The 16839-nt window shown below is 57.1% G+C and carries 15 protein-coding genes and 1 riboswitch; of the genes, 3 read left to right on the plus strand and 12 right to left on the minus strand.

Annotated features, from left to right (window positions below; genetic code table 11):
* Positions 1–139: 139 nt before the first annotated feature.
* The 7 genes from KXU80_RS14620 to KXU80_RS14650 all read right to left on the minus strand — a co-directional run bounded on the left by KXU80_RS14620 (position 140) and on the right by KXU80_RS14650 (position 6188).
* Entirely contained in the window at positions 140–988 is an 849-nt protein-coding gene (locus tag KXU80_RS14620) for a bifunctional 5,10-methylenetetrahydrofolate dehydrogenase/5,10-methenyltetrahydrofolate cyclohydrolase (protein ID WP_219834010.1), read from the minus strand.
* 65 nt (positions 989–1053) lie between these two features.
* A riboswitch (ZMP/ZTP riboswitch) is annotated at positions 1054–1133 on the minus strand.
* 87 nt (positions 1134–1220) lie between these two features.
* A complete protein-coding gene (coaD, locus tag KXU80_RS14625; RefSeq protein ID WP_219834011.1) occupies positions 1221–1697 on the minus strand; it encodes a pantetheine-phosphate adenylyltransferase in 477 nt (158 codons plus the stop codon).
* Positions 1694–2206, minus strand: a complete 513-nt coding sequence (locus KXU80_RS14630; protein WP_219834012.1) for a phosphoesterase — start codon at positions 2204–2206, stop codon at positions 1694–1696. The genes coaD and KXU80_RS14630 overlap by 4 nt, the downstream gene beginning before the upstream one ends.
* A 46-nt stretch (positions 2207–2252) precedes the next feature.
* The gene (locus KXU80_RS14635; RefSeq protein WP_219834013.1) at positions 2253–3290 is read right to left on the minus strand and encodes a zinc-dependent alcohol dehydrogenase; all 1038 of its coding nucleotides are present in this window, start codon (positions 3288–3290) and stop codon (positions 2253–2255) included.
* Between the two features lie 60 nt (positions 3291–3350).
* A complete protein-coding gene (locus KXU80_RS14640; RefSeq protein ID WP_219834014.1) occupies positions 3351–4709 on the minus strand; it encodes an ABC transporter substrate-binding protein in 1359 nt (452 codons plus the stop codon).
* A 120-nt stretch (positions 4710–4829) separates the two neighbouring features.
* Positions 4830–5384 carry a GNAT family N-acetyltransferase gene (locus KXU80_RS14645; RefSeq protein ID WP_219834015.1) on the minus strand — a complete coding sequence of 185 codons (555 nt, stop codon included), beginning with the start codon at positions 5382–5384 and terminating at the stop codon, positions 4830–4832.
* Positions 5385–5429: 45 nt separating this feature from the next.
* Positions 5430–6188, minus strand: a complete 759-nt coding sequence (locus tag KXU80_RS14650) for a hydroxypyruvate isomerase family protein (RefSeq protein ID WP_219834016.1) — start codon at positions 6186–6188, stop codon at positions 5430–5432.
* A gap of 197 nt (positions 6189–6385) precedes the next feature.
* Between KXU80_RS14650 and KXU80_RS14655 the strand changes: the two genes are divergently transcribed.
* Complete coding sequence (locus KXU80_RS14655) at positions 6386–7231, plus strand: alpha/beta hydrolase (protein ID WP_219834017.1); 846 nt, start codon at positions 6386–6388, stop codon at positions 7229–7231.
* A 674-nt stretch (positions 7232–7905) separates the two neighbouring features.
* On the opposite strand, the gene KXU80_RS14660 is transcribed toward KXU80_RS14655, so the two are convergent.
* The 4 genes from KXU80_RS14660 to KXU80_RS14675 all read right to left on the minus strand — a co-directional run bounded on the left by KXU80_RS14660 (position 7906) and on the right by KXU80_RS14675 (position 13444).
* Entirely contained in the window at positions 7906–8577 is a 672-nt protein-coding gene (locus tag KXU80_RS14660) for a TerC family protein (protein ID WP_219834018.1), read from the minus strand.
* Between the two features lie 268 nt (positions 8578–8845).
* The gene (locus tag KXU80_RS14665; RefSeq protein WP_258171015.1) at positions 8846–10684 is read right to left on the minus strand and encodes an ABC transporter ATP-binding protein; all 1839 of its coding nucleotides are present in this window, start codon (positions 10682–10684) and stop codon (positions 8846–8848) included.
* A complete protein-coding gene (locus tag KXU80_RS14670) occupies positions 10677–12425 on the minus strand; it encodes an ABC transporter ATP-binding protein (protein WP_219834019.1) in 1749 nt (582 codons plus the stop codon). The genes KXU80_RS14665 and KXU80_RS14670 overlap by 8 nt, the downstream gene beginning before the upstream one ends.
* A gap of 146 nt (positions 12426–12571) precedes the next feature.
* Complete coding sequence (locus KXU80_RS14675) at positions 12572–13444, minus strand: VOC family protein (RefSeq protein ID WP_219834020.1); 873 nt, start codon at positions 13442–13444, stop codon at positions 12572–12574.
* 188 nt (positions 13445–13632) lie between these two features.
* Between KXU80_RS14675 and KXU80_RS14680 the strand changes: the two genes are divergently transcribed.
* The gene (locus KXU80_RS14680; RefSeq protein ID WP_219834021.1) at positions 13633–14868 is read left to right on the plus strand and encodes a ParB/RepB/Spo0J family partition protein; all 1236 of its coding nucleotides are present in this window, start codon (positions 13633–13635) and stop codon (positions 14866–14868) included.
* Positions 14869–14922: 54 nt separating this feature from the next.
* A complete protein-coding gene (locus KXU80_RS14685) occupies positions 14923–15753 on the plus strand; it encodes a sugar phosphate isomerase/epimerase family protein (protein WP_219834022.1) in 831 nt (276 codons plus the stop codon).
* 271 nt (positions 15754–16024) lie between these two features.
* On the opposite strand, the gene KXU80_RS14690 is transcribed toward KXU80_RS14685, so the two are convergent.
* Entirely contained in the window at positions 16025–16807 is a 783-nt protein-coding gene (locus KXU80_RS14690; protein ID WP_219834023.1) for an SDR family NAD(P)-dependent oxidoreductase, read from the minus strand.
* Positions 16808–16839 lie beyond the last annotated feature (32 nt).

Raw genomic sequence — 16839 nt, forward strand, 5'->3', positions numbered from 1 at the left:
GAGGCAAGGGGAACCCCCTCGCCTCTCATCTATTGCTTTCTGGCTAAGAAACAACGTTTTGATCGTCGTTCATAGGCTGAATTCAAAGCCTCCGTAGATTGTAATGTCGAGGCTGTACAGCCATTCTGCAAAGTCCTTCTCAACCCCCGAACTTCTCCGCCGCATGCACCGTGTGCTTGAGCAGCATCGCAATCGTAACCGGTCCGACGCCCGCGGGAACCGGGGTGATGGCACTAGCCTTCGCCAAGCAAGCCTCATAATCCGCATCGCCGACATTCCCGGGGTTATACCCGGCATCAATCACGACCGCGCCGGGCTTGATCCAGTCGCCCTGCACGAATTTCGGCTTGCCGACGGCCGCGACGACGATATCCGCCAGGCGCACCATCGCGGCCAAGTTCGAGGTTCGCGAATGGCAGGTCGTGACCGTCGCATCCGCATTCAGCAGCATGGCCGACACCGGCTTGCCGAGGATGGGGCTCCTGCCGATAACAACGGCATGCTTGCCCCGAACGGGCAGCTTGTAATATGCCAGAATCGCCATTATGGCCGCAGGCGTGCACGACGGATAATCCGCGAATCCGAACGCGTTCTGCGCATAGCCGAGCGCCGTTACGCCGTCCACGTCCTTCTCGATCGCGATCGCCTCGAACGCCGCGCGCTCGTCGATGTGGTGCGGAACGGGATGCTGCAGCAGGATGCCGTGCACGGAACGATCCTCGTTCAGCCCCCGAATGGCGGCGATCAGCGTTTCCGTTGATGTGCTTGCAGGCAGCTCGACGCGCATGGACGTAATCCCGAGCCGCTTGCACGCATTGCCTTTCATTCGCACGTAAGTCGCCGACGAAGGATCATCCCCGACCAGAATCGTCGCCAGGCAGGGCGTAATGCCGCGCTCCTTCAGCTGCTTGATGCGTTCCTCCAACTGAAGCTTAATGCTGTCTGCAACGGCATTGCCGTCCAAATTCAACTTTTCCCCGTTTACCATGTTCGTTCATCCTTCCAGAATGAGATGGTCTCAAGAAAACAGAAAGAGGCAAGGGGATCTCCCCTTACCTCTGCCCAGGCGTACGGCCGTATGAACGATGTGCTCCCCCGCGGTTCCCCGCGTTACGCCAGTCACACTCGCTTACCTCTATCGATTATTATAGTCCTGCGGAGGACCGACTATCAATCCCGATCTATCCGCTTCTTCCGGCATAAGCGGGGCTTGCCAGACGCTACACCGTATATGTCACCATCTTCGCATACGCATCCGGATGCATATAGGCCTCGGCCTGCTCGATCTTGTTCGATTGGATAAACATCCGCACGAGCGAGCTGCTCGTCTGAATGTCCTTCGTGTACGGCGAGAGGTAGACGGTATCCGCTTTGGTCGTGCAGCGCATATATTGCTCCAGCTGCAGCTCGTATTCGAGATCCGTGGAGTTGCGGATGCCGCGAATGACGGCCTTGACGTCATTCGCGTTCACGTAATCGGCCACGATGCCTTCGTACGGAACAACTCGCACATTGTCCATACCCGACACGGATAGCTGCACGAGCTCCGTTCGCTGCGCGATATCGAAATCATGCTTTTTGCCCCGATTGTTCGCGATAATGACATGCACCTCTTCAAACAGGCTTCCCGCCCGCTCGATGACCGAGATATGCCCCAGTGTAATGGGATCGAAGCTTCCTGCGTAAACAACTCTCATGCCTGTTCCTCGCTCGGTACGACGGCATCGCGAATTTGCTCGAAGGTAAGCGGCGTATAGTCCCAATGCTCCACGCAGGCGTTGAAATAGTTGATGCCCGCATACTTCTGCCCATGAATATGGCCGTGTACGTTCACGTACGGCATATGCTTGTTCATATACATCGGCTCATGCGAGAGAAAGAAGAAATCCTTGTAGATGATCGGATGCTCGCTCACTTCATCGAAGCCGACATCCAGCCACCAGCTGCGTGAACGGCCGCGGTCATGGTTGCCGAGAATAAGATGCTTATAACCGTTCAGCCGCTCCACGATCGCCTTCGTCCGCTCTCGGTTCAAGAATGAAAAGTCGCCCAAATGAAACACTTTGTCCTCTTTGCCGACGACCGCATTCCACTTCTCGATCATCGACTCGTTCATCTCCTCCGCATGCGCGAACGGCCTCGATTCGAAGTCAATGATTGCTTGATGACCAAAGTGATGGTCGGATATGAAAAACACCTTCTGCATCGTGAGACCACCTCTCCCTACGTAATCGGATTCATCTGCCCCGGTATTAGGACGTGCCTCCCGGAACAAGCAGCACCTTCGAGACATGACCCGGTTGATTGAGCAGCTTCTCGAACCAGTACCCGCCTTCGTGCAGGGGCGCTTCCACGACCCCTTCGGACAGCCCCATCCGGCCTTCCGCGATCCACTTCAGCGCCGTTTGAAAATTCAAGGACGAATAGGCAAACGCGCCGGTCATCGACACCTCGCTGCGTATCGCAATATTGACCGGCAGCACGGATTCTTCCTCGTGCAGGCCCGTGAATACGGTGCGTCCGCCGCCTTTGCAGGCCAGCACAGCCTGCTTGCGCGTTAAGCCTGCGCCAACGGCGTCGATTGCAGCGTTAACGCCTGCTCCGCCCGTCAGACGCTTCACTTCCTCCAGCGTATCGACGGCCGAGGGACAGATCAGATGCTTCGCGCCCAGCGCGCGGGCAATACCGAGGCGATCCTCGTTCATATCGACGACAATAATCTCTCGCACGCCGTATTGCTGCACGGCTTGCAGCGCAAGCAGGCCGATCGGGCCCATCCCGAGGATGAGCACCGTATCGGCCGGTTTGGGCGCAGCAAGCTCCGCTGCGCGAATCGCACAGGCGGCAGGCTCCGTCATGGCGGCCTGCCGGAGGGTCACCTCATCCGGCAGCGCATAGACGAACGCGGCCGGAAGCTTCACGTATTCCGCGTTGCTGCCAGGCAGCGCCGCGGACAATAATTGGCGCGACAAGCACAGCTGCTGCCTGCCGCTAAGGCAGGGCTCGCAATGCCCGCAGGTAACGAGCGGGTTCGCGGTGACGCGCTGACCGATGCGCCACCTGCCGCCCGCCTCCGCCCGGCCGCCAATGGCGGCAATCGTGCCGGAGAATTCGTGGCCGAAGATCATCGGCGGCTTGCGCAGTGTGTTTTTGCCCAGGTATCCGCTCAGCTCCGAACCGCATATGCCGGAGTACGCGACCCGGATCACGATGTCGTCTTCTCCTGCGGCGGGAAGACCGACTTCCCGGATTTGCATGACTTTAGGACCTTCGTACATGAGTGCCTGCATCTGCATAATCTCCTCTCCGCTTCTAACGTCGCCCTTTGCCAAGGCTGCTTCGCTTCGATGTCAGGGCTTGATTTTGCTGTCGATGCTTGATGCCAGTTCGTCTACGCTTACCCGCCCGTAGAGAACCGCCGATGCCAATCGGTAGAACTCGCTGCTTGCTTCCCCCGGAATAAGCGTATCGAAGCCGAGACTCGTCCAGCCCTTGTTGATCCAAGACAACGACTCTTGGGTGATGGCATTGTCGATCTTGGTGAGATCCGCCTTCGTATTCGCGGGGATGTCGCCCGTGTCCTTGTAGTATTCCATTTGAAATTCACCGCTCGTGATGAATTCAACGAATTTAACCGCTAGATCCGTATGCTTGGTGAATACAGATACACTAATGTTAGCACCGGGCTGGGAAACTAGATAGTCCCCAAATGGAGCATTTTTGCTGATCGCCGGGATCTGCATCGTGCCTAAATTGCCGCCCAGCTGACTGATCAAGTCGTTGATCGTCCAGCTGCCGTTGATCGTCATCGCCGCCCCGCTATCGCCAAACTTCCGCATGGCTTCTTCGCTGCTCAGCGTCACATAGTCGGGGTTCGTGTACTTGTCGTCGTACACCTGCTTCCATGTTCGAATGGCCTGCTTGAATGAAGGGCTGCTGAATTTCAAGCCCTGCGCGTACAGCTTCGAGAGCCCTTTAGGCCCGAGCATATCCAGCATAAATTCGCTCGTCATCCAAGCCGCCGTATAGCCCTCTTGCTCCCCGACGAAGAGGGGCATAATCCCCTTCGCCTTCAGCTCCGCGCACAACGCCAAGAAGTCGTTCCATGTCTTAATTACCGGCGTCTTCATAAACCCTGCTTTCGCGAACACGGCTTTATTATAGAAAATGTTATAGGTCGTTATGTTATACGGCAGCGCCTGAATACGTCCGTTCGGCTGAAAATTCACTCGCCCTATATCAAGGCCCCTGTATGAACCTTTCTCTTCTGCTGTCAAATACCGGTCAAGCGGCGTTAAAATATCTTGAAAATCATTCGTCGCCCCCCCGGCCCGCTGCCCGATCAGGTCAGGGCCTTTCTTGGAGGCACGCGCCGCTTTAAGCAGCGTCGTAATTTGATCCGCTTGTAAATTCACCACATGTACGACTACGCCGGGATTTTCCTTCTCGAACTTGTCCACGTACCGATACAGCGCGCTGTCGGCACTCACGTCCTTCGTGTTGTCCGTCGAACCGTCCAAGCCTACGTTCCAGAATTCAAGCTGAATCTCCTCGTGCCCTTCATGCGCGGCTTCTTCCTGCGGCGTACTGTTGAACGGATTCTGGCAGGAGGTAACCGTTTCAACCGCCATCGCGAGGACGGCGGCCAGTGCCGCTCTTCTGAGCATACTTGTTGCTTTAATAGAGAATCCCCTCTTCGCCCCGTTCATGTCCTGTCCATTCGCTTCTGTTGATAGGATGTATCGACATGCCGTTGGCCCCTTTTTAGCCTTTGACGGCTTGATTTACACAGACCTATCTTCACGTCCGCGAGCGTCGAGCTGGTGAAGTTATTTTGCGCTCGTCAGCTTATATTGCAGATGCAGTTCGCCATCGATCTCAATGCTGCCAACCAGGCTGAAGCCGCATTTCGCAAGCACCCGATTGGACGCCGCGTTCGCCGGCAATGCGACGGCGTTCAGCACCTCTACCCCGCATTGGTTGAACAGGTAGCGGATGAGCCCTGCCGCCGCTTGCGTAGCATAGCCGTGTCCGCAATGCGCGCCTGAGATGCCATAGACGATTTCACGGTTCGGCAGCGGAAGCTCGTCTTTCGGCCCTGTGCATACCCAGCCAATGAAGGCCCCCGTTTCCTTCAAAATCATACCCAGCCGCAGCCGGAGATCGCCGACGTCCCCGCCCTGCGATAACGTCTGAAGAAACGCATCATTCTGCACAATCTCGTAATTGGTCAGCCAATCTGCCCGGGTCTCCTTGGATACATTCCAGCCCGGCAGAAACTTCACGATCTCCGGTTCATGCGTGATGGCGTGAAAGGCGTCCAAGTCCTCCGCCAGGAACGGTCGAAGCGCAATCGCTCCGCAATCAATCAACCATTCGTTCATACATTCCTCCATATATGTCGGCACAGCCTGGACATACCTCTGTAGCTACGAGCGGCCTGCGGCCAACAGCTCCTTCAAGCCGACCGCCGGCTCCTGCACCGGGAAATATTCAAGCCCCATGTAACCCTTGTAGCCGGCAGCGTCAATGGCTTCGAAGATGCGGCCGTAATGAAGCTCACCCGTGCTGAGCTCATGCCTGCCGGGGTTCCCTGCGGCATGGAAATGGCCGATAAGCGGTAAATTCGGCAGGATGTTCGCAAGCAGATGCCCTTCCGTAATCTGCTGGTGGTAGATATCGAAAACAATCTTCACATGTGCGCTGCCAACCTCGCGCACGATATGAAACGCTTCTTCCGAAGCGGACAAATAATAGCCCTTATGGTCGACCTGCGTATTCAGAGGCTCCAGCACGAGCGTAATGCCGGCTTCCTCTAGCAGCGGCGCGCACGCCTTAAGTCCTTCGATGATCGACTGCTGCTGAGCTTCTCTCGGCACGCCGGCCAGCTCCTCGCCCACCTGGGCAATGAGCGCCCGGCACCCGATGGTTTGGGCTGCGGCAATGGATGCCTGCAGTCCGGCGATGAACGCCTCGCGGCGGGACGGGTCAACCAAGCTTTCGAATTTGGTACAGATCGACGTCACGCTCAAGCTTTTTTCCCGGACCATATCTGCCACCCGCTCCAAATCCTTGTCCCACCACGACCAGAACTCGATCGCATCATAGCCCAGCTGCACAACCTCTTCTACACTTGCATAGAAATCCTTGCCGTGGTATACGGCGTCAATGCATACGGATAATTTCACAAGCTTGCCCCCTGCTCATCGAGTCAATGAATGATGTCCTGCGCCTCGTTCTTCTCTATCCCAATTCTCCTCCATGCGCGTATCTCCTGCCTTGAACACGGTAATTAATGAAACCGGCAACATCGAATTTCATAATCGCGGTTCTAGTATGGTAAAGTTTGAATAAGCAATGAAGAGAACGAGGAGGCGACGGAGGAATGGAAGAACGAATTTTCAAGCTGCGGTGCCAAGACGGATCGCAGCGTTATGCTACGGAATGGAAACCGGCGGAGGAGGCGCCATTCCGAGGTGTCATTGCCATTGTGCACGGCATGGGGGAGCATATCGGGCGTTATCGCCACGTGGCTGATATGTTTACGGCTGCGGGCTATGCCGTCTTCGGCTTCGACCAGGTCGGTCATGGCCAAACGGAGGGCAAGCGCGGCCATACCGGCTCGTACGACATGCTGCTTGACGGTGTTGATGCCATGCTCGCCGAGGCCAAGCACAGCTATCCGCATGTACCCGTATTTGTATACGGACACAGCATGGGCGGCAATGTTACCCTGAATTACGTGCTGCGCCGCAAGCCCGACATCGCCGGGGCGATCGTCACGGGGCCGTGGCTGCGGCTTGCGTTCAATCCGCCGACGCTGCAGCTCGTCATTGCCCGGATCGTCAACCGCTTGTTTCCCGCTTACACGAACAAGAGGCCGATGAACGGCGACCACTTAACCTCCGACCCCGTTATGATCAAACGCTACCAGGAGGATCCGCTCGGCCACGGCTCCATCACGGCGCGATACTTCCTCAGCGTGCAAAGCGCGGGACAGTGGGCGCTGAAGCATGCTTCCGAGTGGCGTGTTCCGCTCCTGCTCATGCACGGCGGGACGGACAAGGTCACCTCTCTTACGGCCAGCAAACAGTTCGCCGACATGGTCGGAGCGCCCTGCACCTTCATGGAATGGACCGGACTCAAGCATGAGCTGCACAACGAGCTCGACAGGGATGAAGTGTTCGACGTCATGCGGGATTGGCTGAAGGAACGGGCTGCGAACGCCTAAGCGTACAATACCTGGATAGGATTGATATACCCATAACCGAGAAGAGCTTCCCCGTCATCTGGTATGGGCGGGGAGAGTTCTTCTTTTTGCATTTGCCAGTAGGCCTATAGAAATTTCAAAACGAAACGTAAGACTTCAAATACGCTCAAACTAAATGCTGCATATACGACGCACGGAATAAGCACACACTTCAATAGACGGTCATCCGTCCCATGCAACGTGAAGTTTAACAGAGTAAGGACTACCTTCAACCCGCGAATGACGCCGATTAATATGAGCTCTGCCACGCAGATTCCCTCCTTTCCGGCTTATTTTCGCAAGACATCCGCATCCCGCAAAAACAAAAAGCATCCCGAAACAGGGCCTAGGGCCAGTTCCGAGATGCTTTCTCGCGATTTATGCAGCGTCTCCGCATGATGCAGTTATCTCAACCAGAGGACAAGCCTCTGCTAGAAGCTTAGCTAATTCTAAACGAGGCTGCAACCTCCCGATTTTGGGTAACGAGCCCCACGATGTGTTACGGGCGGCTGCTGCGAAATCGACCATACAAAAATCCCCTCCGCGTCCACTCCCTCCTCATGGAACCATGAAGAAGGCGTGTCAGCGTGAAGGGGATTTTAATCGTCCAGCTAGGGACTTCAAGCTTATTCGTTATGACGCCAATACCGGCTTGTCTACGCTTCCTGCACCCGCGAGCGCTCTCGCTTCTGGAGCACATAACCGACTGCAATGACAAGCACGCCGCACAGGAACGGGAACAGGTTGTCCGCCCACTCCGCGACTTTACGCAGCGCCGACGTAAACGTATCGCTCTCCTCCAGCATTTCGCCTGCGGTATAGCCGAGAATACCGGCGCCGATGTAGATGAAAACAGGGAATTTGTGCAGCAGCACCATGATCAGCTGACTGCCCCATACAATAATCGGAATGCTGAGCGCAATGCCGATCGCCATAATCCAAATATTGTTTTCCGCGATGGACGCGATGGCGAGCACGTTGTCGAGGCTCATGATGAAGTCCGCCATAACGATGACACGGATGGCCTTCCAGAGCGACTGCGCGCCGACGATGTTCTTGCTTTCTCCGTCATCCTTCAGCAGCGACACGGCGACCCAGAACAACAGAAGCGCGCCGGCGATCTGGATAAACGGCACTTTAAGCAGGAACACGGCGACCGCCGTCAGCACGATCCGAAGTCCCACTGCAGCAGTCGCGCCCCACCAAACCGCCTTCTGCCGGTTCTCTGCCGGCAAGTTGCGGCTGGCAAGCGCGATGACGACGGCGTTATCGCCGCTCAGAACGAGATTGACGAGCAAAATCTCCAAAATCAACAGCAACAATTCCATTCTTCTAGCCCCTAACCTCTGATGCCCATAATTAATCGTAACTCATTATCTCATAGAACAAACGGGATTGTCCATTCGCCTCGAAAAGTTATCCACATGATTATGCACATATCATCCACAATTCACGCAAAACTGTGGATAACCGTGCAACTTCCGTACGTCGCTTCTTCGCCGCCGAAAGCCAAGACGGATGCAAGCAGCCCATCCGCCCATAATGCCTTCGCATGAGCAGGTGCACTCGGTTCAGGCGTTCCCTACCCATTCCCGACTATCCCGCGTGCTTACCCGCTCCTTCACGCTGCCCCTGCGAATGACGATACAGCTCCTCGTAATAGCCGCCTTCCGCGAGCAGCTCCCGATGGCTGCCTTCCTCGACGATCTCGCCCTGCCGCATGACGATAATCCGGTCCGCGCCCATAATCGTGGACAACCGGTGCGCGATAACGAGCGTCGTTCTCCCTTCCGACACGACCGCGAGCGCCTGTTGAATGAGCTGCTCGGAATGGGAATCCAAATTCGCGGTCGCCTCGTCGAGAATGAGGATACGCGGCTTGAACACGATGATTCTGGCGAACGAAATCAGCTGCCTCTCCCCAGCGGACAATCCGCTGCCCCGCTCGGATAAAAGCGTTTCGTACCCATCCTTCATGCCCGTGATCAGCACATCCGCTCCGACTAGCCGGCATGCGTCGATGACCTGCTCCCGCGATACCGTCTCGTCGAACAGCCGGACATTGTCGATGATGCTGCCGGAATACAGATACGGCTCCTGCTGCACCAGTCCCACCAGTCGGTGCAACCGTTCCTGCGGCAGGTCGCGGACATCGATGCCATCGATCTCGACGCTGCCTTCTAGCACGTCATAGAACCGGCACAGCAGGCTGATGAGCGAGCTCTTGCCCGCGCCCGTCGTGCCGACGATGCCAATCATCTCTCCGGGCTGCACATGCAGGTCCAGATGATGAATGACCGGCAAGCCTTCCTTATATGCGAATTTCACGCCGTTAAAGTCGACCCGGCCCTTGACCGCCTCGTTATCGCTCGCATCCAGCGGCTTATCCTTATCCTGTACCTCCGGCACCGTATCAAATATGCCCCAGATCCGGTTCATCGACACCGTCGCGGACTGAAGCGTATTCCACTGCTGCGTAATGTTATTGATCGGCTGGAAGAACTGACGGATATACGTAATGAACGCAAACAGCACCCCGAACTGAATCGAATGGCCGAGCACCGCATTCCCCCCCAGCCAAGTGACGAACGCCACCGACAAGTTGCCCAGCATATCGAAGGAACGGTTGAACAGCACGTTCGTGCGGATTTCGCGCAGATTGGAACGGAAGTACGACTGATTGCGCTCGGCAAACTGTTTCTGCTGCTCCTTCTCCTGGTGAAAGATTTGGATGATGTGCATGCCGGCCAAATTCTCGGCCACGAAGGCTACGAGACGCGACAAATTCGTCCTCGCCATCTGATAGGTCGTGCGCATATAGGAGCGGAAGGCGATCGCATTCAGCGTAATGATCGGCAGCAGAATGAGGCAGTACAGCGTCATGGTCACATCGAGCTTGAACATCAGCACGATAATGAACACGAGCGTCAGCCCGTCGCGCAGCACGCTCAGCAGCACTTGGCTGAAGAATTGATTAAGCGACTCCGTATCGCTCGATACATGCGTGATCAGGCTGCCGCTAGGTACCCGGTCGAAATACGACATCGACTGCTTCGTAATATGGCGGAACAGCTGCTTCCGAATCGCAGCGACAATGCTCTGTCCCGCATATTGGAGCAGATTGTTCTGCAGGTAAGTAAACAAGAATCCGCCTAGCGAGAGCAGCAGGTAGATAGCCGAGATCGCAAGCAGCGTTGCGGCATGCCGGTCGCCGGCCATGAGATGATCGTCAATGGCGATCTTCACTAAGTACGGCTGCAGCAAATCCGCTGCTATCGCAAGTATAATGCAGCCGAATACGGCCAGAAACGTCCACATATGCGGCTTGGCATAACCGTACAGCCCTTTGTACGCGGAGCTGTTCTTGTCCGGGTTCTTCGTCATCGTGATATCGGTCTTGCTGTCCATCTGCCAATTATCGATCGCTTTAGCCAACGCTGCTTCCCTCCTCTTGAATGGCGTGCAGCATCGCGTAGATGCCATGCTCCGCGAGGAGCGAATCATGCGTTCCTCGCTGCACGATGCGGCCTTCATCCATAACGATGATTTCATCGGCATGCTTGATTGCACTGATTCGATGGGCGATCAGAATCGTCGTTTTGCCCTTGCGCTCGCTGCGAATCGTATCGATGATGCCTGTCTCCGTGACGGCATCGACGGCGCTGACGCTGTCGTCCAGAATGAGGATCGGCGCGTTCATAAGCAAGCCCCGCGCAAGCGCCGTCCGCTGGCGCTGTCCGCCGGAGAGGGTTACGCCCCGTTCGCCGAGCTTCGTCTCGAAGCCGTCCGGGAACGACATGATGCTGTCGTGGATCTGGGCGTGCAGCGCCGCTTTCTTCACAACGGAGAGCTCCGTGCTTCTGCGGAAGAAGGCGATATTGTCCCGAATCGTCGTACTGAAGAGAAAGCCGTCCTGCGGCACATAGGCGATTCCGCTGCGCAGGCTCTCGATGGTCACTTCTGTAAGATCCGTGCCGCCGATCTTAACCGTCCCTGCCGGCGCATCGTATACGCGGAGCAGCAGCTTGACGAGCGTTGTTTTGCCGCTGCCCGTCTTGCCGATGATGCCGAGCGTCTTGCCCGGCTCCAGCGTAAACGAAACCTCTTGCAGCGCTTCCCTGCTTGCGCCTGGATAAGCAAACGACAGCTCCTCTACAGCAAGCGTCTTGCGTGCCCAGTCCGCATCGACGGCGGTTTCATGCTCTTCGATCTCCGGCTGCCTCGACATAAGATCATTAACGCGTTCGAGTGAGGCGCGGGAGCGTTGAATCGTATTGATGACGTTGCCGATCTGTTGAAGCGGATTCACCATCATCCGGACATAGAGTGTAAGCGCAACAAAATTGCCCAGGGAGAGCTGTCCCGTAAGCGTCACATACCCGCCGTAGGCGAGCGTAATAATAAGCGACAAGGCACCGAGAAAGGGAATGAGTGCTTGGAAGAACGAGGACACGCGAACCAGCTTCAGCTGATTGTCCTTGATTCGATCCACCGTATCGCCGAAGCGGCGATTCATGATCGTTTCCACCGCGAATTTCTTCGTCACCCGGATGCCGCCGAACTGCTCCTCCGCGGCTTCCGTCATTTTGCCCAGCGACTCCTGCACGGCATGCGACCGCTTCCGAATGACCGGGCCCATCTTCACCACAATCCAAGGAATGGCGAGCAGCGGCGATATACAAATCAGAATGAGCAGCGGCGGAATGGAGCTCACCACCATCATCGCAACGGCCGACACGATCAGCATGGTGGCGTTGGCCGTCTGGTTCACGCCCATGGAGATGGACTCCCGCACCGTCGTCACATCGTTCATAACATAGCTGAGCAGCTTGCCGACGCCGTTCTTGGCATAGAATTGCTCGCCGAGCTTCGTAAAATGCTTAAACAGCCTTTTGCGCGTAAACTTCTCAAACAATCGACCGACGTACATGATATGAAATTGCCCAATCCCGCCCAGCACCCCATAAGCGATGCCGATGATGAGCAGCACGAGGCTGGCATGCAGCACCACTTCCTGCGTAAGCCCGTTCTGCTGCAGCTGGTCCGTAAACGACCCGAGTACCTTCGGGTAGTAGGCTTGAAACAAATTGGCTGCCATCGTGAATGAAATACCGGAGACGTAGATATACCATTTGGAACGTAAAAAGTCGATGAGTAGTCCGCGTCTGCTTGCCATGGAACAGCTCCTTCCCCAACCCCCAAATTTGCAAATCGTTATGCCATAAGTATTGCGCAGCTGGAAACAAGGCTTGATAACCGCCGAAAAAGCCTCCCGCAATATCACTGATTGCAGGAGGCGGCCGACTGCCGCAGGGTCTGCCTTTAGGCGGAACCGCGGACGATCAGATGAATTTGGATGCCGGAAGGGTCATGAACGATGACCGTCCCCCGGTCGGTTTGCAGCGGAACGCTTGCCGCCTGCAGCCTGGCGAAGACGGCCATCTGGGCCTCTTCCGACGGCAGCACGATTTCGTAGCGGTCCAAGCCGGGGACATTCGCGGGCGTAAGCTCCGCTCCCACCCCTGCCCAGACGTTCAGCCCGATATGGTGGTGATACCCGCCTGCCGAAATAAAGAGGGCGGAATTAGCCGACTGCGACGTGATGCTGAAACCAAGCACATCGATATAGAAATGCTCCGACGTCGGAAGCTCCGTGACATGAAGGTGAATATGGCCTACCTTCGTGCCGGCAGGCAATCCGTTCCACGGGGCATCTCCCGCTTCTGCCAGCAATCCGTCCCAGTCGATGGGGTCGACAGCCATGCGGACATAGCCATTCTCATTCCACTGCCACTCCGCTTTCGGACGGTCCCGGTAGATCTCGATGCCGTTATTGTCCGGGTCCGCGATGTACAGCGCTTCGCTCACGAGATGATCCGCCTGCCCGATATGAATGCCGCTCGCTACAAGATTGCGCAGCGCCAGTCCCAGTGCAAGGCGGCTCGGCACGAGCAGCGCAAAATGATACAGCCCCGCGCCCGATCTGCGCGGACGAGGCAGCGCGCCTGGTATTTCGCGCAGCTGCAGCAGCGGCTCCGAGCCCGGTACGCCAAGCTTGGCTTCGCCTTTCGTGCTGGACAGCACCTGTAAGCCTACGACCTCCCGGTAGAAGGCTAGCGACTTCTCTAAATTACTTACCCGCAAATAGACCGTTCCAATCTCGGTTTGCGCATCAATTTCATTCAACAACCTCATCACCTCGTTATCTTGCAAAATGGAATGGCTAAACCCTCTTCCTGCATCCTAACATATCGACCGGCAGAACCCAATTTCCAAGAAAACGGTTACGGGTACATTTTCAGGCAATGGGTGCATGTTATATAATACGGATGACTCATTTACGCCGAATTTCGCAGTCTTCTGTATAAGATAGGAGAAATCATATGGATATTGTTCACATTGACATGTATTTAATCGATGAGGATACGGACCAGCCGCGCTACCAGTTCGATCAGGAAGCGCTCGAGGAACTCATGAAGAGCATCGAGGAGCTCGGCCTCCTCTCGCCCATTAAGGTGCGGACGACGCCTGACGGACGCTACAAAATCATTTATGGCAACCGCCGCTACAAAGCCAGCAAAATGCTGAACAAGCCCACCATTCCCTGCATTGTCTCGACGGCAACGGATGAGATGGACATTTATCTGGAGCAGATCGCCGAGAATCTGACGCGGGAAGGCTTCTCCCCGATCGAAGAGGCAGAGGCGTTCCACAAGCTGATGAACGAATCGAAGTTCAACAGCTCCTTGAAGTTTCTGGCAGGAAAGCTTGGCAAGCCGGAGAATTACATCAAGAACAAATGCGAGCTGCTGAAATTCGGGAATGCCGTTCGTAAGCTCATCGTCAGCGGCACGCATATCCGCAAGGATAAGCTGACGGAAGATCAAGTGCTGCCCATTAAGGATCTGCCGATCGAGTACCGCGATCCGCTTGCGCTGATCGTGGCAAGGGACGAAATGCCGGTCAGCGACGTGAAGAAGATCGTGAAGCTGTTCAAGGACAAGGACATCTCGGAGGGCACGAAAGACAAGCTGCTCTATAAATCCGGCTACGAGCTGCTCCAAACCTGGTCCACCGTGCAGCAGAACAAGAAGGAACGCGAACGTGCCGCCGAGCTGAAAGCTGAGCAGGAGGAGCGTGCGGCGGAGGCGAAGGCCGAGAGGGCGCGTCTTGCCGCCGAAGCGGCTGCGGCGGCCGCAGGCGCGGCTGGCGGCGCGAAAGCTGCGGCGGCGCCGGACGGCCTAGGCAGCGCAGCGCTTGGCGCGGTGCCTGCCAGCGGCGCGGCGAAGCCGGCCGGCTTGGCTGCCGGCGGCGGGCTGCTAGGCGCAGCGGGCGGCGCGCTCGCGGAGGTTGCCGCGTCGGTGCTCGCCGGAGCGGCGGCGCCAGCCGGCGAAGCTTCGCTCGCGGCAAGCCTGCAGCAGCTGCTGGCTTCGCTGTCCGCAGCGCAGCCGCTCCCGCAGGAAGCGCTGGACGCCTATGCCGCAGCGCAGCCGCAAGAAGCCGACCACGCGGTCTTCGCTGCCGGCGTGGAAGCGCTCATCCATGGGCTTGAGCAGCAGCTCGCCCAGTGGCGCGGCGTTCAATTGATGGCCAAGGCCAAGACGGTCGCTGCCCAATAGCACACCGGAATTAAGCTCGTTAACCCATCTAATCATTGGAGCGTGATCGCTGAAATGAGTTATCTATCGCTAAGTACATGGAGTCTGCACCGCAATCTCGGACCGCTGCGCTGGACGCAGTGGGATGCGGAGGCCCGCAAGCATGTGTTCGTCGAAACACCGCAGCCGGAGCTGATGAAGCTCGTCGATCTGCCGGTCTTTCTGGCCAAGGAAGGCTTCGGCGCGCTGGAAATCGGCCACTTCCATTTCCCTTCCACGGACGACGCCTATTTGGCTGAGCTCAAGGACGCCTTCAAGCGCGCAGGCATTTCGTTCGATACGATACTGCTCGATTACGGCGATATCTCAAGCTCCGACGAGACGCGCAGGCAAGCCGACCTCGCTTATATCCGAGAATGGATTGACGTCGCGGCCAAAGCCGGAGCGAAGAACATCCGCGTCGTCGCCGGCGAAAGCGAGCCTTCGGACGAAGCGGCGCTCGCCCGGGCCATCGATGCGCTTCTGGAGCTGCACGAATACGGACAAAGCACCAACGTCCGCGTGATTACGGAGAACTTCAAGCCGCTGACCTCGAAGGCCGTCAACTGCCTGGCCATCGTGAACGCATTCGATGGCAAGCTGAACCTGATCGACGATTTCGGCAATTTCAAGGGCGAATCCAAATACGAGGAACTCGCCGCCATTATGCCTTACGCCGTATCGATTCACGCCAAGGCCCACTATGACGAGAATGGCATGCCGGACTTAGAGGAATACACGCGCTGCCTCGACCTGCTGAAGCAAGGCAATTACGCAGGCGCGGTATCACTCATTTACGACGGACCCGGCGATATGTGGGAAGGCATCAACAGAGTGCGCCGCATCGTGGAGCCGTACCTGCAATAGCAGCGCTGCGAGCCGTAGCGCCGCCGGGCGCGGTGCTGCAAGGTGCTAAGGCGCGGTGCTGCAAGGCGCGGTGCAGGAAAGTTGCCGCAGCAAGGCGGAATGCGCGCAAAAAACTGTGCCGTGCAAGCCAGCGATGAAACACCGCAGCACATCCGGCTCGCCTGGCGCGCGGCAAAGCCGCACAAAAAAAGGGTTTTCGTTCGGCACGCTGCCGATCGAAAACCCTTTTTTGTATGCTCGCTTACGAATGCACCCGCGAGGCTGGCTTCGCTTACCGCCCGTCAGGACCGTACGCAATCAGCGTCAGCCCGCCGTCCACGCCGAGCACCTGCCCCGTGATGAAGCCGGCCCCTTCGCCGGCCAGGAACAGCGCTGCGTGCGCCACGTCCTCCGGCTGCGTAAGACGACCGAGCGGCGTGCGGCTGATTATGTTCGCCTTGAAGGTATCGAACGTATCTTTGGCGTAGAAGCGCACGGAGTCCGTTTCGACCACGCCGGGCGAAATGACGTTGCACGTAATGCCCTTCGGGCCGAGCTCCGCCGCCAAATAGCGCGACATCGATTCCAGCGCCGCCTTGGCGGAGCCGATGTTCGAATAGTTCGGCAGCGCGAACTGGCTGCCGAGACTCGACACCGTCAAGATACGCCCGGCCCTTCCTTCCATCAGCGGGACCGCCCGCTGCACGGCCTGCAGGACGCTCTTGATCACGACCTGATACGTGCGGTCGAGATGGTAGTCCTTCGTATCGAGCACCGGCTTGAACGCGGTAGCCGCGGCGTTCGCCATGAAGACGTCCAGCGCGCCCCATTCCTGCGTCAGCTGATCGAACATCGCATCGATCTCCGCCGGCGACTCCAGCTCGGCTTTGCAGACGAGCGCCTGCACGCCGAACGCGCGAACCTCGTCCGCCGTCGCCTGAGCAGCCTCCACGTCCCGGCGATAATGAATCGCCACATCCGCGCCTGCCTTCGCGAAAGCAAGCGCCGTCGCGCGTCCGATGCCGCGAGAGCTCCCGGTAATCAGTACCTTTTTCCCATGAAATGCAGCAGACAAAGCGTTCACATCCCTTTCGATTGCTTATTTTC

The sequence above is a fragment of the Paenibacillus sp. R14(2021) genome (assembly GCF_019431355.1).
Taxonomy (GTDB): domain Bacteria; phylum Bacillota; class Bacilli; order Paenibacillales; family Paenibacillaceae; genus Paenibacillus_Z.